Origin of the sequence: Streptomyces sp. NPDC050743, from assembly GCF_044456925.1 — a bacterium.
Lineage (GTDB): Bacteria > Actinomycetota > Actinomycetes > Streptomycetales > Streptomycetaceae > Streptomyces.
On sequence record NZ_JBITGJ010000035.1, the window covers coordinates 1 to 16679 of the forward strand.

The 16679-nt window shown below is 71.1% G+C and carries 16 protein-coding genes; 3 read left to right on the forward strand and 13 right to left on the reverse strand.

Annotation, left to right across the window (positions count from 1 at the left end):
- The 4 genes from ACIBJF_RS28570 to ACIBJF_RS28585 form a co-directional block, all read right to left on the reverse strand.
- The coding region (locus tag ACIBJF_RS28570; RefSeq protein ID WP_399177950.1) for an FAD-dependent monooxygenase at nt 1-952 on the reverse strand (952 nt) is incomplete at its 3' end.
- 443 nt (nt 953-1395) lie between these two features.
- Nucleotides 1396-1746: a DoxX family protein gene (locus ACIBJF_RS28575; protein WP_399177952.1), complete on the reverse strand. Its 351-nt coding sequence runs from the start codon at nt 1744-1746 to the stop codon at nt 1396-1398.
- Nucleotides 1743-3680 (reverse strand): acyl-CoA synthetase, encoded by a 1938-nt coding sequence (locus tag ACIBJF_RS28580; RefSeq protein WP_399177953.1) that lies wholly within the window; start codon nt 3678-3680, stop codon nt 1743-1745. The genes ACIBJF_RS28575 and ACIBJF_RS28580 overlap by 4 nt, the downstream gene beginning before the upstream one ends.
- Before the next feature lie 94 nt (nt 3681-3774).
- Nucleotides 3775-4728 carry a fumarylacetoacetate hydrolase family protein gene (locus ACIBJF_RS28585; RefSeq protein WP_399177954.1) on the reverse strand — a complete coding sequence of 318 codons (954 nt, stop codon included), beginning with the start codon at nt 4726-4728 and terminating at the stop codon, nt 3775-3777.
- Nucleotides 4729-4880: 152 nt separating this feature from the next.
- On the opposite strand from ACIBJF_RS28585, the gene ACIBJF_RS28590 reads away from it, so the two are divergent.
- From ACIBJF_RS28590 to ACIBJF_RS28600, 3 genes are read left to right on the forward strand one after another with little or no spacing between them, the layout of a single operon-like run.
- On the forward strand, nt 4881-5546 hold the full coding sequence (locus ACIBJF_RS28590; RefSeq protein WP_399177956.1) for a TetR/AcrR family transcriptional regulator: 666 nt from the start codon (nt 4881-4883) through the stop codon (nt 5544-5546).
- Between the two features lie 30 nt (nt 5547-5576).
- Nucleotides 5577-5984: a hypothetical protein gene (locus tag ACIBJF_RS28595; protein ID WP_399177958.1), complete on the forward strand. Its 408-nt coding sequence runs from the start codon at nt 5577-5579 to the stop codon at nt 5982-5984.
- The gene (locus ACIBJF_RS28600) at nt 5981-6262 is read left to right on the forward strand and encodes a hypothetical protein (protein ID WP_399177960.1); all 282 of its coding nucleotides are present in this window, start codon (nt 5981-5983) and stop codon (nt 6260-6262) included. The genes ACIBJF_RS28595 and ACIBJF_RS28600 overlap by 4 nt, the downstream gene beginning before the upstream one ends.
- 1324 nt (nt 6263-7586) lie before the next feature.
- On the opposite strand, the gene ACIBJF_RS28605 is transcribed toward ACIBJF_RS28600, so the two are convergent.
- From ACIBJF_RS28605 to ACIBJF_RS28645, 9 genes are all read right to left on the reverse strand, one after another.
- Entirely contained in the window at nt 7587-9068 is a 1482-nt protein-coding gene (locus tag ACIBJF_RS28605; protein ID WP_399177962.1) for an NADH-quinone oxidoreductase subunit C, read from the reverse strand.
- A gap of 4 nt (nt 9069-9072) precedes the next feature.
- Complete coding sequence (locus tag ACIBJF_RS28610) at nt 9073-10710, reverse strand: proton-conducting transporter membrane subunit (RefSeq protein ID WP_399177963.1); 1638 nt, start codon at nt 10708-10710, stop codon at nt 9073-9075.
- Nucleotides 10710-11402, reverse strand: coding sequence for a hypothetical protein (locus ACIBJF_RS28615; protein WP_399177965.1), 693 nt, complete (start codon nt 11400-11402; stop codon nt 10710-10712). Before ACIBJF_RS28615 ends, ACIBJF_RS28610 begins: the two co-directional genes overlap by 1 nt.
- On the reverse strand, nt 11399-12355 hold the full coding sequence (locus ACIBJF_RS28620; protein WP_399177967.1) for a respiratory chain complex I subunit 1 family protein: 957 nt from the start codon (nt 12353-12355) through the stop codon (nt 11399-11401). Before ACIBJF_RS28620 ends, ACIBJF_RS28615 begins: the two co-directional genes overlap by 4 nt.
- On the reverse strand, nt 12355-14424 hold the full coding sequence (locus ACIBJF_RS28625; protein ID WP_399177968.1) for a proton-conducting transporter membrane subunit: 2070 nt from the start codon (nt 14422-14424) through the stop codon (nt 12355-12357). Before ACIBJF_RS28625 ends, ACIBJF_RS28620 begins: the two co-directional genes overlap by 1 nt.
- Nucleotides 14421-14903 carry an NADH-quinone oxidoreductase subunit B family protein gene (locus ACIBJF_RS28630; RefSeq protein ID WP_399177970.1) on the reverse strand — a complete coding sequence of 161 codons (483 nt, stop codon included), beginning with the start codon at nt 14901-14903 and terminating at the stop codon, nt 14421-14423. The genes ACIBJF_RS28625 and ACIBJF_RS28630 overlap by 4 nt, the downstream gene beginning before the upstream one ends.
- Nucleotides 14904-15086: 183 nt before the next feature.
- On the reverse strand, nt 15087-15437 hold the full coding sequence (locus ACIBJF_RS28635) for an ArsR/SmtB family transcription factor (RefSeq protein WP_399177971.1): 351 nt from the start codon (nt 15435-15437) through the stop codon (nt 15087-15089).
- A 432-nt stretch (nt 15438-15869) separates the two neighbouring features.
- Nucleotides 15870-16223, reverse strand: coding sequence for a zinc ribbon domain-containing protein YjdM (locus ACIBJF_RS28640; RefSeq protein WP_399177973.1), 354 nt, complete (start codon nt 16221-16223; stop codon nt 15870-15872).
- A gap of 49 nt (nt 16224-16272) precedes the next feature.
- A complete protein-coding gene (locus ACIBJF_RS28645; RefSeq protein WP_399177975.1) occupies nt 16273-16668 on the reverse strand; it encodes an anti-sigma factor antagonist in 396 nt (131 codons plus the stop codon).
- Nucleotides 16669-16679 lie beyond the last annotated feature (11 nt).

Sequence of the window (16679 nt, forward strand, 5' to 3'; positions counted from 1 at the left end):
CGGCATCGCCGGCGATCAGGATGCGGCCGGCGCGGTAGCGGTCGGCCACCACGCCCTCCAGGGACCAGCGGGAGATCATGTGGACCGTCACCTGGTCCTCGGTCAGCCCCAGCGCCGTGCGCAGGTCGGACAGTACGGACTCGTCGTCCAGCGCGCGGCCGTCCTCGGACCCGTAGTTGATGTGGAAGACCCACTCCTCGGACTCCGGGCCCCAGTGGTCGGGGCCCATGGGCACGAGCACGCCCGGGATGCCGAGGTCGGGCAGCCACAGCCAGCGGATCAGCACGTCGGGGTCGGTCGCCACCTGGGACAGGTCGGCGGAGATGTGGAAGGAGACCACGCGGGCGAGGTTGCGCACGCCCTCCTGGACGATGCCCACGGCGGGGCCGACGGTGCGGCCGCCGTCGCAGCCCAGCAGGTAGCGGGCCCGCACCCGGTAGGTCTCGCCGGTGCCGCGGTCGGTGACGGTGGCGGTGACGCCCTCGTCGTCCTGGGCGAGTTCGGTCAGTTCGTGGTGGAAGCGGACCCGGCCGGGCGCGAGTTCCTCGGCGCCGGCGCGCAGGACCGGCTCCAGGCGGATCTGGGGCAGGTTGGCCTGCCGCTCGGGGCTGGCCGCGAGCCACTCGGGTGAGCGGCCGCCGGCTCCCCAGGCCTCCATCTTGGCGACGCGGCGGCCGTACTCCTCGCCCTCGCCGGCCAGGCCGACGTACCAGGCGCTGTGGGACATCTGTTCGGCAGGGGTCGAGGCGGCGTAGATGGTGTCGGCCACGCCGGCGTCGCGCATGACCTCCATCGCGCGCTGGTTCAGGACGTGGGCCTTGGGCAGGACGGAGGTGCTGGGCCAGGCGGTGACCAGCAGGGACTCGATGCCCATGCGGCTGAGCAGCATGGAGGCGGTGAGCCCCGCACCGCCTCCGCCGACGATGAGGACGGGGACGTCGATGTCGTTCATGGGTACTCCATGGGGTGTCACGGCTCGGGGCCATGGGGTGGGGACGGCTCAGGAGCGGCGGGGGAAGAGCGCCAAGGGCGCTTCCCCGGTCGATTGATCGAGGCGGGGTGTCCGCGGATTGAGCGGGCGGCGGCGCACGGATGCGAAAGGCTGGTCTTCCGAGAGGCGCCCGCTCGCTGCGGGCGGGCGTCGGGCAGCCCGGACGGCACGGAAGGGACGCCGGAAACAGTGGTGTCGATTCGGAGACCGCACCCGGCCTCGGCGGCCAAGGCGGTGAGATGCGGTGGGTGCCGTCCGAGCCGCGCGAAAGGCGGCCTGCGGAGGCGGGCTGGGTGTGAACGCTGTGCTAGGCCAGCCACCGCGTGGAGGCGCAGGGCGGCAGATGCTGGCGGACGTCGATGCGGCTCATCGTGATGCTCCTCGGAGCCCAGGCGGCGGTGATGCTAGCCGCCGACCAGCGCGACGAGATGGGCTCCGGCCAAGGCGCCCGCGATGACGGCCGGCAGGCAGCGGGCCGCCGGATCGCCGCTGCGCAGGTGGACGACGACGGCTCCGGCCATGAGCAGGAGCAGGCCGATAGATGCGGCAGCACCGAGCGCAGTGATCCGCAGGCCGAGCAGCAGACCGGCCGCTGCCGCCACCTCCAGAGCACCCAGGAGGCGGTAGTGGGTGGTGGTCATGCCGACGTGGGCCGCGGCCTGGCGCATCGCGGGTACTGCCGCGAGCTTGGCCGACCCGAGCAGAAGGAAGATCCCGGCGAGGAGGACGGCGAGAATGATGGCGGTGGTGCTCATGGGGTTTCTCTCTCAAGTGGCTTGCTGGGGGCGTACTGCCAGTGCAGGACGTACCGGTCGAGGGCCGCGGTGACCCTGCTCCGTACCGGCTCGTCGGCAACGGCGGGCACCGTGACGCGGACACCGCCGTCGTGCGGCCGGCACAGGATGCGTTCCGGGTCGCAGTCCGCGCCCTGGGCGGCCAGTTCGGCGTGGACCGCGCGGCGGGTGGCGTCCAGACGCAGGCCGAGCTTGTAGGGCTTGCCGACGGCGGTCAGCGGGATGGCGTCGATCACGAGCACCTCACGCGGGGCGGCGGCGCGCTCGGGGACCCGTTCGGTGGCCCAGGTGAGCAGTTCCTCGGGGTCCACGCGGGCGCCGGGGGCGAGGGTGACGTAGGCGACGGGCACTTCGCCGGCGTGCGGGTCGGGACGGCCGACCGCCGCGGCGGCGGTGACCTGGGGGTGGGTGAGGAGGGCGTCCTCGATCGCGGCGGGATCGATGTTGTGGCCGCCGCGGATGATCAGGTCCTTGGCACGGCCGACGAGATGGATGAATCCGTCGGCGTCGATACGGGCCAGGTCGCCCGTGTCCAGCCAGCCGTCGCGGATCTTCCCCGCGGTCTCCAGGCGAGGCCCCTGGGTGGTGTGCTCAGCGACGTAGCCGGCGAAGACGACCGGGCCGCTGACGGCGAGCACCCCGGTGGCGCCCGGCGGCAAATCGTGCCACTCGCCGGTGTCCGGATCGATCCGCACCGTCTTGACCTGCTGGTAGGGAAGGCGTCGGCCGACGCTGCCGGGCCGGGTGTGACCGGGCAGGCCGAGGGCGGAGGCGCAGGTCGCCTCGGTCAGCCCGTAGCCCTCGCACAGCGGGATCCCAGTGTGTTCCTCGAAGGACTCCCGTACGGCGGCCGGCAGCGGCGAGGCGCCGACGGCGGCGAACCGCATGCTGGAGATGTCCGCGTCGACGGGGACATGGGCGAGGACGGAGTACACGGTGGGCACGCCGGACATGGCGGCGATGCGGTAGCGCTCCACCAGCTTCCAGAACACCCCGTACAGCTCGGGATCGCGGTAGCCCAGCGGCCCGGCCCACACCACTCCCCGGCCGCGCAGCAGTGGGCCGAGCAGGGTGACGATCAGGGCGTTGACGTGGAACAGCGGCAGCGCCGCGAACATCACCGAGTCCTCGTCGAAAGGAATACTCGCGGCCACCATCCAGGCGTCGACGACCTCGTTGGCGTGCGTGTGCGCGGCGAGCTTAGGAGTGCCGGTGGTGCCGCCGGTGTGGAAGTAGGCGGCCAGGTCGTCGGCGGTCGGGGGCTCGATGTCCACCAGCCGGTCGGCGGGATGGGTCGCGGCAAGCTCCGTGAGGTAGCCGACGCGTACGCCCTCGATGGGGTCCAGAGCGGGGGCGGGGCCGTCGGCCAGGGTGGGGGCCAGCGCCAGCAGTGCGTCCAGCCGCAAGGCCGCGGCGACCTGCCGGGCCGTGGCCCACACCTGTGCATCCAGCTGCGGACCGGCGGCGATGAGCACCCGCGCACCGCCGCGCCGCAGCAACTGCTCGACGTGCTCGGACGCCAGGCCCGGGTTCACCGGGGCGGCGATGCCCGCTGCCTGCGCGGCCAGCAGCGCGCCGGGCAGCTCCGCGGTGTTCGGCGCGAGCAGGCCCACGGCGTCCCGGCGGGTGACGCCGAGAGAGCGCAGCAGGTTGGTGGTGCGATGCACCTGGTCACGCAGCTGCGCGAAGGTCGTGGTGGCGGGGCGCAGGAAGCGCGCGGCGTCGGGCAGCACCGTCAGGGCCGGCCGGTCGGGCCACAGCCGGGCGGCGCGCAGCAGGGTGTCGTAGGTGGTGGCGGGCAGGCCGCGCTCGTGCAGCGGGACGGCCTCGACGGCGGGCAGGTCCGCGGGATTGTCGTGGGCGGGCCACAGCAGGTCGGTGGGTGTGAGTGTCACCGGTGCGCCTTTGCAGGGTGAGGGATGGGGGTGAGTGGCCGGCCCGGTTCGGGGATGCCGGGAGGCCGGTCCCGGGCGGGGGTCCCGGGAGTCGTCAGCGGGCGCGCACCACCGTGCGCTGCTCGCCGAGATCGAGGGCGCCGTCGTCGGTCGCGATGCGGGCCGTGACGACGTCTCCGTCCTTCAGGTAGTCGGGATTTCTCTCCTGGCGGGCGAAGAACTTCTGCCAGCGCTTGTGCGGGGGCAGAAGGGCGGCCAGCGTGGCCAGGAGCTTGCCCGGGGACTTGAGGGCGGTGCCGCCGGGCGTTCCGGTGAGCAGCACGTCACCGGGCTTCAGGGTCTGGAAGCGGGCCAGCAGGCTGAGCGCCCGCGCGGGACGGACGATCATGTCCGTGGTGGTGCGGTCCTGCCGGGTGGCCCCGTTGACCTTCAGCGTGAGCCGCAGGTCCGGCAGGCGGGCCAGGTCGTCCGCGTCGACCAAAAGTAGGCGGGGGCCCAGCGGGGTGAAGGTGCGGTACGACTTGGACTCGTAGAACTGGGTCTTGGGCAGTTGCAGATCGCGGGCGCTGACGTCGTCGGCGACGACCAGCGCGGCGACGAACGCCGGCAGGGTGGAGTCGGTGACCTCGGTACCGACCGGCAGATCGGCACCGATCACCAGCCCGAGCTCCACCTCGTAGTCCAGGAAACGCACGTGCTGTGGACGTTCGATGTCCTGGTAGGGTCCGCTGACGGACCCGGACGCCTTGCGGAAGAACGCGGGCGGAACGGTGTCCGGGTCGAATCCGGAGTCCAACGCGTGGGAACGGTAGTTGACCATCTGCGCCACGACCCGGCAGGGCGTGGAGACAGGCGACAGCAGCTCGGCCTCTCCAACCGAAATCCCGGCGTCGGGGTCACCCGTGGCGCGGGCAGCCGCCTGCTGCACGGCGGAACGGTCGGCGAGCAGGCCGGCGGTGGTGTCCGCGTCGGTGTCGACGCGGTGCAGCCGTCCTGTGCCGCTCTCCACCCACCAGCCGTCTTTGGTGCGGACGACCTGGATACTCATCGGCTCTCCTGAGTCCTGGACAGGCACCGACCGGAACGCTCCCGCGAGCAGCTCCAGTCAGCAGTGATGAGAGAATCAGTCCAGATGACTACCCCGTCAACAGCAGTCAGTCGTGATGAAACAATCAAAGCTGCGCTGAGCATGGTGAAGAGATGAGTATTGATCGACAGGGCAGGGCCAACACACCCAGCCACACACCCAACCGCGTGGACCGACGCAAGGCGCGCACCCGTGCCGCACTGATCGCCGCCGCGCAGCGGTTTCTCGCCGATCAGGGGCGGGCCGACGTGAGCATCCAGGAGATCACCGAGGCGGCGGACGTCGGCTTCGGCTCCTTCTACAACCACTTCACCAGCAAGGACGAGCTGTTCGACGCGGCCGTCGCCCTCACCCTGGAGGAACACGGCGCACTCCTGGAATCCGTCGTGGGAGACCTGAAGGACCCGGCGGAGGTCTTCGCCACCAGCGTCCGCCTGACCGGCCGGCTGCAGCGCACTCACACACAGATCGCCCGGATCCTCTTCCGTACGGGCATGACCTATCTGACCTCCGACAGCGGCTTGGCACCTCAGGCGATGCGGGATCTGAGGGCCGCCGCCGACAATGGACGGCTGGACATCGACGACCCGCGCACTTCTGTGGCCATGGTCGGCGGCGCCCTGCTCGGAGTGCTCCACCTACTGGAGACCCGCCCGGACCTCGATGCCGCGCATGTTTCGGACCAGCTGGCCTTCCGCCTGCTGCGCATGTTCGGCATGGCACGCGCCGAAGCCCAGGAGATCGCCACTCGGCCCCTACCATTGCTGCCCCGGACATGACAATGGTGAAGATCGGCGACGCGTGCGGATGTGACCAGCGCCCGTAACGCGGTGTACCGCACGTCGCACCCGCACAGAGACACGCCGCCTGCGCAACAACTCTTCATCGAGTTCGAGGCACCGTTTTCCGGGTTCATGCCGGAAGCCCGTGACTACAAGGTCCAGTTGCAAGCGAGGGTCGGCCACCGCAAGGGGTGGCGCCGCCTGCTGACGTTCACCCTGCGGGCCGCCAACATCATCGATCCGGATCGCTACACCGTGTACAACAACGCACCGATCGAGCTGACAAAGGAAGATCAAAAAGAGTGGATGCCGCGCTCCTCAAACTGCTGGAAGAGCAAGGGGACGGCTTCGCTCCAGGCGGCAGGAGACAGCGGAATTCTTCGAATGACGATGGCGACGCCGTCACGAGCCGTTACTGACTTCGTCCAGCATTGACCCGGCGGCTGGGTGGGACACATGCCATCGAGGCCATCACCGGCGCCGCCGACTTCGACGCCGATCTCGCAGAGCGCTACGACTGGAACAACCGCGCCCTGTCCGACGCCGAACTGGACGGCATCGTCGAGCGCCTGGCTGAGCGCATCACCGGCTTTCCGCCCGCGGGGTCAAGTCCGCGAAGCGCGCGATCCATGACCTACGCTGCCGCACCCGGCGAACGTCCGCTCCGACTCGGCCACGTTCCTCGGCCTGGTCGCACTGCCCGAAAGCCGTGAGCGCCCGGATACCTCGCGAACCGGGGCCTCCAGACGCCTGGTGGCCTCGAGCGCGGCCTCGGCAATGCCGTGGCGGAGTTCCCTGGCTGAAAGCGCCAGCGGCTGCCCCGTTGCTGAATCCGGGCGATTACCCTGGCCAAGGGCGGAGCCGTGACGCTCGTGCTTCGCAGCATCTCGGCGTCTTCGGCGAAACCCTGCCGAGCAGTTGCAGTTGCGGCTGCACCGCCGCGTTCTCGCCGGCACGGCCGGCCGAGGACGATCCGGGCGCCCTCGGTGTCGCTATGACCGCTGTTGAGGGCGGGGCGAGGTTGCGGGCGGGAGAGTCTGCTCGGCCCAGTCGATTCCGGTGCCGGTAGTAGGTGATGTCGTCCGTGGTCGCGTAGTTGCCGTGGTCGACGTCGATGCCAGTGAACACAGCGATGTCGCCACTCGTCGTATCGCGCAGGCAGAAGGTGCTGCCCGGTGGGGCCTGGCGGAAGTGCAGCCACCCGTTGGCCGGGGGGTGAGTGGCCTTGACGGCGCACTGTCCGGCGCTCGGCACGGTCTTGCCGGGGATGAGTGGGCGTCGGTGAGCGGCTGGAGTTCGAAGGTTCCGTCGCCGTCGTCTCCGGCGTCCGTGCTGACGCTCCAGGCGGTCTCCGCATCGCTGACCGTACCTGTGCGCAGGTCGAGGTAGTAGTTGTGGTTCTTCAGGGACAGCGTCCGGTGTCCGTAGACCAGGGTGTAGCCGTCCGAGGCCGCGACGCGGGTGACGAGTCGCCGCCCGACGGCGGAGCCTGCGTGGAACCGGGCGGACGAGCCGTCTGCGTCGCTGTCGAAGCCGGCGAGCTGACCACGGCCAACCCTGTGGCGCCGCGTCCGGCTTTCGGCGCCAGTGCCCCGTAGACGATCCCGCTCGCCGCTGCCGTCACGGCCGCCGAGACCACGGCGGTCGTGACCCGGTCCCGGGTACGCGGCCGACGTCCGCCGGACGGCACCGGCAGAGGGCCGGGGGGATCCCCGTCCGGGGACGCGGCCCCGGACGGGACGTGGGCAGCCCACGGCGCCAGCGCCTTGTCACCGCCCCGGAGGCCGCGACGGCGAAAGCGATGGCGACCGCCCACCGGTCGGCCGCGTCGCGGCTCAGCCATAACCCGTCAGCCATAACCCGTCGGCGCGTACAAGCCGATCAGTACCGAGACAAACGTCCCCCATCGTCACGAGGAGCACGACCGCTCTCCGGCCTCGTGCGTTGACGTCAGCACTCCTGCCACCCGTGGCACATCCAGCTTGGCATGGACGGACATACCGAGAGGGGCGACCTGTGAACGAGGGGCGAGAAACGCTACAGGTCATTGCCCGCGTAGGAGAGGTTGAAGCTCTTGTTCGTCAGCGGGAAATCCGGGACGATCGTGTCCGCCAGGGCGACCGGCAGGGCGGGCCAGTTGAAGAACGACGGGTCGACCGGCTTGACCCGGCCCAGGGTGCCGTCGGGGGCGAGTTCGACGCGCGTGGCGATGGTGCCGCGCCACCCCTCGACCAGGCCCACGCCGGTGCTGGGGCCCGCGCCGGGTGGTGGCTGGGCCGCGACCATCGCCCTGGGGACGGCCAGCCCGTCGGCGAACTCCTCGATCAGGGCGAAAGAGGTCTCGATTTCCTCGGCGCGGACGAGGAAGCGGGCCAGGACGTCGCCGCTGTCGTGGACGGGGACGTCGAGCTGCGCACCGTAGCCGGTGAAGGGGTGCGTCACGCGGGCGTCGTCGGCGATGCCACTGGCGCGGGCGACGTAGCCGAGGCAGCCGATCTCCCGGGCCGCGGCGGTGTGCAGGATGGCCGTTCCCGTGAAGCGGTCGCGGACGGTGGAGTGGCCGAGCGCGAGGTCGGCGACCTCCCCGATGTCCTCGCGGATCGCCTTCATCCGGGCCGGATCCGGCAGCGCGCGCAGGGCCGCACCACCGGGGACGACGCCGCCGCGCAGCAGCCGGTGTCCGGTGACTTCCTTGTTGAGGCGCAGGAGTTGCTCGCGGACGCGCTGGGCGTGGGCGTTGAGGATGCCGTGTCCGACGTCGTTGCAGAGCATGCCGAGGTCGGCCACGTGGTTGTGGATCCGCTCCAGCTCCAGAAGAAGAGCGCGGGCGCGCCGGGCCTCGGCCGGGACCTGGGAGCCGGTGGCCTCTTCGACGGCCAGGCAGTACGCCAGGGCGTGCCCGACGGCCGTGTCGCCGCTGATGCGTTCGGCCAGCGGCAGGCCGGCGCCGATCGTCCGGCCCTGGAACAGCTTTTCCACGCCCTTGTGGACGAACCAGAGGCGGGCCTTGAGCTTGAGAATGGTTTCCCCGACGACCGAGAAGCGGAAGTGACCGGGCTCGATGAGGCCTGCGTGCACAGGCCCGACCGGGATCTCGTACACGCCGTCGCCTTCGACCTCCAGGAAGGGGTACGGGCCCTCCTGTTCACCGAAGGAGGGTGGCGGGCCGGCGTCGGGGTGCATCGGATACCAGCCGCGCGGCCAGTGGAAATGCCGGACCAGACGGCGAGGCAGGGGATGGTCGAGCGGAACGATGCCGAAAAGGTCGCGCATCTCGCGTTCGAACCGGCCCGCCGGGAAGGAAAGGTGGGCGAGCGTCGGGATCTCGGGACGGTCGGGGGCGAGGCGGACGTGCAGTTCGGTGCGGGTGTCGGGCGGGCCGGCGACGAAGAGGTACACCACGCGCGGCCCGGCCTCGTCGAGGTGGGCGGCGACCAGCGCGAGCCGGTGTCCGCCGGTCAGCAACTCCTCTGCTCGGATCGGCAGTTCGGCGACGCCGATCTCATGCGTGGTGCGCACCGGGTCAGTGGCCTCCGATCGCCAGGGCGGCGGCGTGCAGCAGGTCGGTGAGCGGGCCGAGGCAAACGCCCAGGGCGGCGCAGGCGGCCAGACCCACGGCGAGCGGCCAGACAGCGGCGGGTTCGGGCCTGGCGGGCGGTGCTGGTGCCGGGCCGAGCAGCATGCGGGCGGTGCGTGCCGCGAGCGCGGCAAAGGCGACGAGCACGAGCAGTAGGGCCGCCGCCGTGACCCAGCCCAGACCGCTGCCGGCGAGGAAACCCGCCCGGGCGATGCCCAGTTCGGAGGCGAACAGGCTGAACGGCGGGAACGCCATCAGTGCCACCACCGCGAATCCGAACGTTCCGGCGAGTGCCGGATCCCGGGCAAGCAGTCCCCGCACCCTGCCGATCTTCGTGGTGCCGGTCAGTTGGAGGATGCGGCCGGAGGCGCAGAAGGCGGCGGACTTGGCCAGCCCATGCCCGGCGATGTGCAGCAGAGCGGCGGACAGGGCGAGGGGACTGCCGATCGCTGCGGCCAGGGCGATCAGACTCATGTGTTCCATGCTGGAGTAGGCCAGCATCCGCTTGTAGTCGCGCTGGGCCAGCAGCAGCCCTGCCGCGAGCGCCAGGGTGAGCAGCGCGATTCCGGCCAGCAGAACACGAGTGAATCCGGCGCCGAGGGCCGCGTCCGCGATGACCCGGTAGCGCAGGATCGCCGAGAAGGCCACGGAGAGCAGCACCCCGGACATCAGGGCGGAGACCGGTGCGGGCGCCTGGCTGTGGGCATCGGGCAGCCAGGCGTGCAGGGGGATCAGACCGGCCTTGGCGCCGAAGCCCAGCACGACCAGGGTGATCCCGAGCCGGGTGACCGCCGGATCGAGCCGGTCGGCACGGGCGACGAGGGTGGGCCAGTCCAGCGCCCATGCCTCGGCGATGCCGGTCTGCCGGGCCGCGTAGTAGATCAGCACGGTGCCGAGGAAGGCGAGCGCGATCCCGGCCGAGCAGATGACCACGTACTTCCAGGCGGCCTCGACGGAAGTGCGGGTGTGGCGGTGGCCGACGAGGAAGGCGGTGACGATGGTGGTGGCCTCGACGGCGACCCACAGCACGCCGAGGTTCGCGGTGACAACGGCCAGGCACATCGCGGCAAGGAACGCCTGCACCAGGACGTGGTAGCTCCCCCACTCCCGACTTCGCTCGAGCGGGGGGACCCCCATCACGGCCCGCTCACTCGCCCGCCCTGCGATCCGCTCACCTCTCAGATACGCGGGGGCGGAGGCGCAGGCGGTCAGTGCGACGACGCCGACCACCAGCAGCATCCACGCGGTCAGCGCATCCGCACGCAACAGGCCCGAGTACGCCCGACGAGGTCCGTGGTCGACCACATCCGCCGCGAGCAGGCTGCCGCACGTGAGGATCACGGCGGGGGAGACGAGCGAGACCCAGTCCCCCATATGCCACTGGGGCACCAGACTGGGCTCGGGCGCCTCTACCACCAGTACGGAGCCCTGCGCGGACCCCCGCCGCCGGGCCTCGGTGAGTGCCGCGGCCAACGTCGCGGCGGTTGAGCGGGTGCGCAGTGCGGCCAGTGTGTAGGTGCCGGCCACGGCCAACGGCACGGCGACGGGGGCCGTCAGGAGCAACGCGGAAGCAGTAGGGCTCATCAGTCGTGCAGCTCCCGCAGGTCGTCGATGTCCGTGGTGCCGAACGCCTCGCGCATCCGGGTGGTGAGGATCTGCAGCACCAGCACCGCCAGCAGTACGTCGAAGGAGACGCCGAGTTCGACGATGAGCGGCACGCCGGAGGTGGCGAGGAAGGCGGTGGCGGTGATGCCGTTGTCCAGCAGCAGGAAGCCGACCACCTGGGCCAGCGCCCGCCTGCGCGTCACCAGGACGAAGAAGCCGATCAGAACGACGGCGAGGCCGACCGGCAGGGCACGGGTCGCCGGCGTCGGGTTCAACTCGGTCAGCGGACGGGCCACCGCGTAGGCCAGCAGCGTCAGCAGTGCGGCGGTCAGCAAGGACGCGGCGACGTTGACCAGGGGCTGCGTCTCCCGTGTCTCCGCCCCCCGGTCGCCGTAGCGTCGCCGGTCCTGGATGAGCGCGGCCAGGGCGCGGCGCATCAGATACGGCAGGACGCCTGCTCTGAGGGCCCCGATGCCGAGGCCCACGGCGATCAGGTCCCACCGTTCCTCGTGCGCGCCGAGCAGGACGGCGAGCGCGGCGAGGGCGACACCCTGCAGGGCGAAGACGCGGACGATCGAGGCCAGCTCACGCCGCCACAGCACGACCACGGCGGCCAGCAGGAAGGCTCCACAGGCCAGGTCGAGGAGCTGGGTGTACAGGTCGCCGCTCATGACGCTCCGTTCAGGAAGTAGGAGGAGGTCACCGCGAGCAGCGCCAGCAGGAAGGATCCGGCGAGCAGTTCCGGCACCCGGAACAGCCGCACCTTCGCCCAGAACACCTCGGCCGCGGCCAGTACGGCGCCCAGCAACACGAGCTTCGCCACAAGCGCCGTCAACGCCACGGCCAGGGCCGCCCAGGAGGCGCTGGTGGCGATGCCCCAGGGCACGAACAGTGAGGACAGCAGGCCGAGCAGCAGAGTGAGCCGCATCTGGGCGCCGAGTTCGACCAGCGCCAGATCCGGTCCCGCGTACTCCAGGACCATCGCCTCGTGGATCATCGTCAGTTCGAGGTGGGTGGAGGGGTTGTCCACCGGGATCCGCCCGGTCTCCGCGAGCACCGCCACCGCGAGCGCGGCGATGGCCAGCAGCCCGGCCGGGGAGGCGAGGCGCGCCGGCGTGTGGGCGGCGCCGGAGACGATCGCCGGGATGTTGGTCGTGCCGGCCGGTATCGACAGGGCGAACACCGACAGCAGAATGGTCGGCTCCACGAGCGCGGCGACCGTCATCTCCCGGGAAGCGCCCATCCCGCCGAAGGCGGTGCCGGTGTCGAGTCCGGCCAGGGCGAGTGCGAGGGTGCCGAGCGCGATCAGCGCGACCACCACGATGAGGTCCGCGTGCCCGCTCACCGGGGTGTCGGTGGACAGCAGCGGCACCAGCGCGGCGGCCACCACTGTGGTCGCGACCAGCACCGCAGGGGCCGCCCGGAAGGCGGGACCGGTCCCTACCGGCGTGATGGGCTCCTTGCGCAGCAGTTTGCGGGTGTCCCGCCAGGGCTGGAGCATCCCGGCCCCGGCACGGCCCTCCAGCCGGGCCCGCACCTGCCGCATCCACCCGGTCAGCAGCGGCGCGCCGGCCACGACGACCACGACCTGGCCGACGACGGCCACGTACCCGATTGCGTTCATCACCAGCCCACCGCCAGTGCCACCAGCAGGACGACCAGTCCGGCGAAGCCGTAGCCGAGATACAGGTGCACACTTCCGCCCGCCAGCCGCCGGGTCTTCTGCCCCGTCCTGGCCAGCACCCGTAGCACCGGCTCGTACAGCCGGTGCTCGATCCGGTCGGGCACCCGGTGCTGGAAGCGCACCCGCTCCACCAGGTACGCCGACTCCCGCACCGGGGTCACATTCACGTCCTGCTCCGGGGCGAGGATGTCATCGAAGACCCGCTGGAGCGGTTCGGCGAACGAGGTCGCCGTGTAGGCCATGCCGGGCGTAGGCGCTCCTCCCCCGCAGTCCCACAGTCGCGCGTTCACGCGGCGCCTGCGACGGCCGTAGAGGCGGGGCAGTCCGACCGCGAGCAGAATCGCAGCGGTGAGGGCGGCCACCACCCACAGCGGGGACAGTTGCGCGGAGATGTCGGCGAGCCGCACCTTCAGCCCGCCGCCCGTCAGAGCCCCGCTGCCCGGCAGCCCGACCGAGCCGACGGCCCGGTCAAGGCCGTCGCCCAGCAGCCCCGGCACCACCGCGAGCGCCACGATCCCGATGGCGAGCAGGCCCATCCCGGCGAGCATGAGCGGTGGGGCCTCCCGCGCGGAGGCGGCACGTTCGTCGCGGGGCCTGGCGAAGAAGCCGACCCCGAGCGCCTTCACGAACACCGAGGCGGCGATCCCGGCCGACAGCGCGATCAGCGCCACCGACAGCGGCAGGACGATGGCGACCGCGACGCCGGGCACCTTCAGCCCGTGGATGAGGGATTGCAGCAGCAGCCATTCACTGATGAAGCCGTTGCCCGGCGGCAGCGCCACCGCGCCGAGCGCGGCCAACGCGAACAACCCTGCGGTGGCAGGCATCCGGGCGCGCAGCCCGCCCAGCCGGTCCAGATCGCGCAGGCCAGTGGCCCGCAGGACGGATCCGGCCGTGCAGAACAACAGGGCCTTGAAAGCAGCGTGGTTGACGATGTGCAGCAGCGCCGCCGCCAGCGCCAGTGCGGCCAGTGGCGGATTGCCATAGGCGGCGAACAGCCCGGACGCGCCGACGCCGATGAGGACCAGGCCCATGTTCTCACTGGTCGAGTACGCCAGCAGCCGCTTCAGATCGGAGGCCATCGCCGCCTGCAGGATGCCGTACACGGCGCTGGCGCCGCCGACGGCCATCAGCGCCAGCCACCACCACGCCGGACCGCCGCCGAGCAGGTCGAGCCCCGTGCGGACGACACCGTAGATGCCGAGGTTGACCATGGCGGCACTCATCAACGCCGAGACAGGACTGGGGGCTTCGGGATGCGCCCGTGGCAGCCAGGCGTGCAGCGGCACCGCGCCCGCCTTCGACGTGAACGCCAGTGCCACGAGGACGAAGACGAGCCCGCGGACGGCCGGCGAGATGTCGTGTGCGCCCGCCCGCAGCGCGGCGAAGGTCTCCCCGCCCGCCTGCCCGGCGAACAGCGCGAACCCGGCCAGCAGCAGGACCAGGCCGAGGTGGGTCATCACCGCGTACCAAACCCCGGCCTGCCGGACCGATGACCTCCCCCGCTCTCGGCTTCGCTCGAGCGGGAGGTGCCCCCCTCGGTGCTCGGCGAGGACCAGCAGCAGCGAGCCGAGCGCCATCAGCTCCCACAGCAGAAGGAACGTGGACACCGACGCCGCCACCGGGACGAGAACCAGGCTGAGCGCGAACACCGGCAGTACCGCCTGGGCTGTGCGCGAGCCGAGCCCGTGCGCGCCGTGTCCGGCTGCGTACCCGATGCCGTACACCGCGACCGCGACGACGACGGCCCCCGCCACGGCCATGAACAGCCCTGCCAGCGCATCCACCGCCGCATGCGCCCCGGCCAGCGGCACCAGCCCGGAGTAGACGGCTGTCCACCGGCTTCCGCCCAGTGCAGCCACACCCGCCGCGGCACCCGCCGCACCCACACCGGCCACCAGCACCCCGACCACCGGAACACGCGCCCGATACGGCAGCACCAGTCCGGCCAGCGCCCCGATACCGGTCACTGCGGTGGCCGTCGCGAGGGCGGCCGGAATCACGTTCATCGTCCGGTCACTCTCCGCAGCGCCGCCACGATCTCCTCCGGCTCCGGCGGGCAGCCCGGCACCGCCAGATCCACCGGTACGACATCGGCGACCGCGCCCTCGACGCCGTATCCGCCCGCGAACTCCCCGCAGCTGATCGCGCAGTCCCCGACCGCGACCACCAGCCGGGGCTCGCCCATCGCGGCGACCGTGCGGCGCAGCGGCTCCGCCATGTTCCGGGTCACCGGGCCGGTCACCAGCGCCACGTCCGCGTGCCGCGGTGAGGCCACCAGCCGCGCCCCGTACCGCTCGGCGTCGTACACCGGATTGAACGCGGCAGCGATCTCGATCTCGCAGCCGTTGCAGGAGCCCGCGTCCACGCACCGCACCTGCACCGAACCACCCAACTGCCGAGCAGCCGGGGGTACTTCACTCTCTGGGCGGGGCGGCGCGGGCTCGGCCACCCGTCCGGTGGCCCGGATCTTGCGCAACAGGCCCATGAACCTCTCCCGACTGGTGGTGAGGACTTCCGCAGGTGGCCGACCAGGCGACCAGCGGCTGGAGACTTTGCGCCCCGGACTGGGCCGAGACGGTTCCGCATGGCGGGAGAGAGGGCGGCCGCCTCCTGGTATCCGCGAGTGCTGTCCAGCTCGCAGGAGACGGCCACCGGTCAGGGGCCGTCGTTACGACGGCGGTTTCGGCTCCTGCTGTGCTGCACGCAAGTCGGCGAGCAGTTCCGCCTGCCCTGCCAGCACGCCGGACAGGATCGAGCGTGCCACCCGCAGCAGGTCCGCAACCTCGGGGGTGGCCAGGGAGTAGTACACGTTCGACCCTTCCTTGCGGGTCCGTACCAAGTTGGCGCGACGCAGCACGGCCAGCTGCTGGGACAGGTGCGCCGGCTCGATGCCCACCTCAGGCAGCATCTCCGCGACCGCGCGCTCACGCTCGCTCAGCAGCTCCAGGACACGGATACGGGCCGGGTGGCCGAGCGTTTTGAAGAACTCGGCCTTGAGCTGGTACAGCGGCGCACTCACCGTACCGCCCTCCCCCCAGCACGACACGGCCTGACCGGCCGGTCCACTCGGCATCGCATCCACCCACTCGTCAAGAACATGCGGCCCATCCTCGCGTGCGGCACCACCGGAACCGAAGCCGCGCCGAGGAGCCAGGCCGCCCGTATTCAGCGGTGATGACCTCAGTAATTGCTAATATTAGCAAGTCCGTGGTTCTGGCGAGGGAGGCTTGTATGAGGATCACCCCATTGCGTGGCAGCGGAGTCGTCTGGCTCAAGTGCCTCGCCTGCCGTCTCAAGTGCCGCCCCGCCGCCGTCGGACCGGACGGAAACTGCCCGCGCTGCGGCGCTGTCAGCATGCTCAGGCTGACCTTCGGCGGTCGTTCCGGTCAGCCGGCTCACCACACCGACCGCGACTGACCGGTGTGCCGTGGGTCCCGAGCGGGGCGTCGGTTCAGACCTTCTTGACCACGCTGGACTTCAGCTGCATGGCGCCGAAGCCGTCGATCTTGCAGTCGATGTCGTGACCGTCCACGCCGTCGGCGACGAGCCGGATGTTGCGCACCTTGGTCCCCGCCTTGATGCCGGTCGGGCTGCCCTTGACCTTGAGGGACTTCACCACGGTGACGGTGTCGCCGTCGGCGAGCACGTTGCCCACCGCGTCCTTGATCACCTTGGCCGCGTTCCCGTCGGCCAGTTCGTCGGACGGTGACCACTCGTGGCCGCATTCCGGGCAGACAAGAAGGACACCCATCTCGTAGGTGAACGTGCCGGAGCATTCGGGGCAGGGGGGAAGATTGTCACTCATGGGTCCATTGTCTTTCTCTCGGTGAGCCGATATGTAGGTCAGGTGGGGGTCAGGCAGGCCAGCCGTCAGTACGCCACTCCTGCTGCCCCTCGCCGGGGGTAGACGAACCTCGGCCGTGGGCGGTGAGAGCGGCGGTCAGGTCGCAGTGGACGGGGATGTCCGGGCAGTCGCCGGCGGGGACCAGAGAGCCGTCGGCGGGGATGGCGGCCAGTTCCAGGCTCCGGCCGCCCTCGGCGAGGCGGTGGGCAGCCTCGGTGATGGCCATCTGGCCTTCGGCAGACCAGCCGCGCAGCCCGGTCAGGTTGAGGATCACCGGTCCGGTGCCGCGGGCGACCACCCAGCCGATCGCGCCACCAAAGCGATGTACCGCCTCGGGGCCGAGATAGCCGGCGACGGAGAGGATGCCGAGGTCCTGCTCGATGGTGTAGCGCCAGTCGATGGTCATGCGGGGACTTC

Bases quoted from the DNA above. Each gene is read 5' to 3' on its own strand.
- ACIBJF_RS28620 (WP_399177967.1), bottom strand. From the start codon at position 12,355: ATGAACGCAATCGGGTACGTGGCCGTCGTCGGCCAGGTCGTGGTCGTC.
- ACIBJF_RS28625 (WP_399177968.1), bottom strand. From the start codon at position 14,424: ATGAACGTGATTCCGGCCGCCCTCGCGACGGCCACCGCAGTGACCGGT.
- ACIBJF_RS28640 (WP_399177973.1), bottom strand. From the start codon at position 16,223: ATGAGTGACAATCTTCCCCCCTGCCCCGAATGCTCCGGCACGTTCACC.
- ACIBJF_RS28615 (WP_399177965.1), bottom strand. From the start codon at position 11,402: ATGAGCGGCGACCTGTACACCCAGCTCCTCGACCTGGCCTGTGGAGCC.
- ACIBJF_RS28630 (WP_399177970.1), bottom strand. From the start codon at position 14,903: ATGGGCCTGTTGCGCAAGATCCGGGCCACCGGACGGGTGGCCGAGCCC.
- ACIBJF_RS28590 (WP_399177956.1), top strand. From the start codon at position 4,881: ATGAGTATTGATCGACAGGGCAGGGCCAACACACCCAGCCACACACCC.
- ACIBJF_RS28575 (WP_399177952.1), bottom strand. From the start codon at position 1,746: ATGAGCACCACCGCCATCATTCTCGCCGTCCTCCTCGCCGGGATCTTC.
- ACIBJF_RS28645 (WP_399177975.1), bottom strand. From the start codon at position 16,668: ATGACCATCGACTGGCGCTACACCATCGAGCAGGACCTCGGCATCCTC.
- ACIBJF_RS28610 (WP_399177963.1), bottom strand. From the start codon at position 10,710: ATGAGCCCTACTGCTTCCGCGTTGCTCCTGACGGCCCCCGTCGCCGTG.
- ACIBJF_RS28585 (WP_399177954.1), bottom strand. From the start codon at position 4,728: ATGAGTATCCAGGTCGTCCGCACCAAAGACGGCTGGTGGGTGGAGAGC.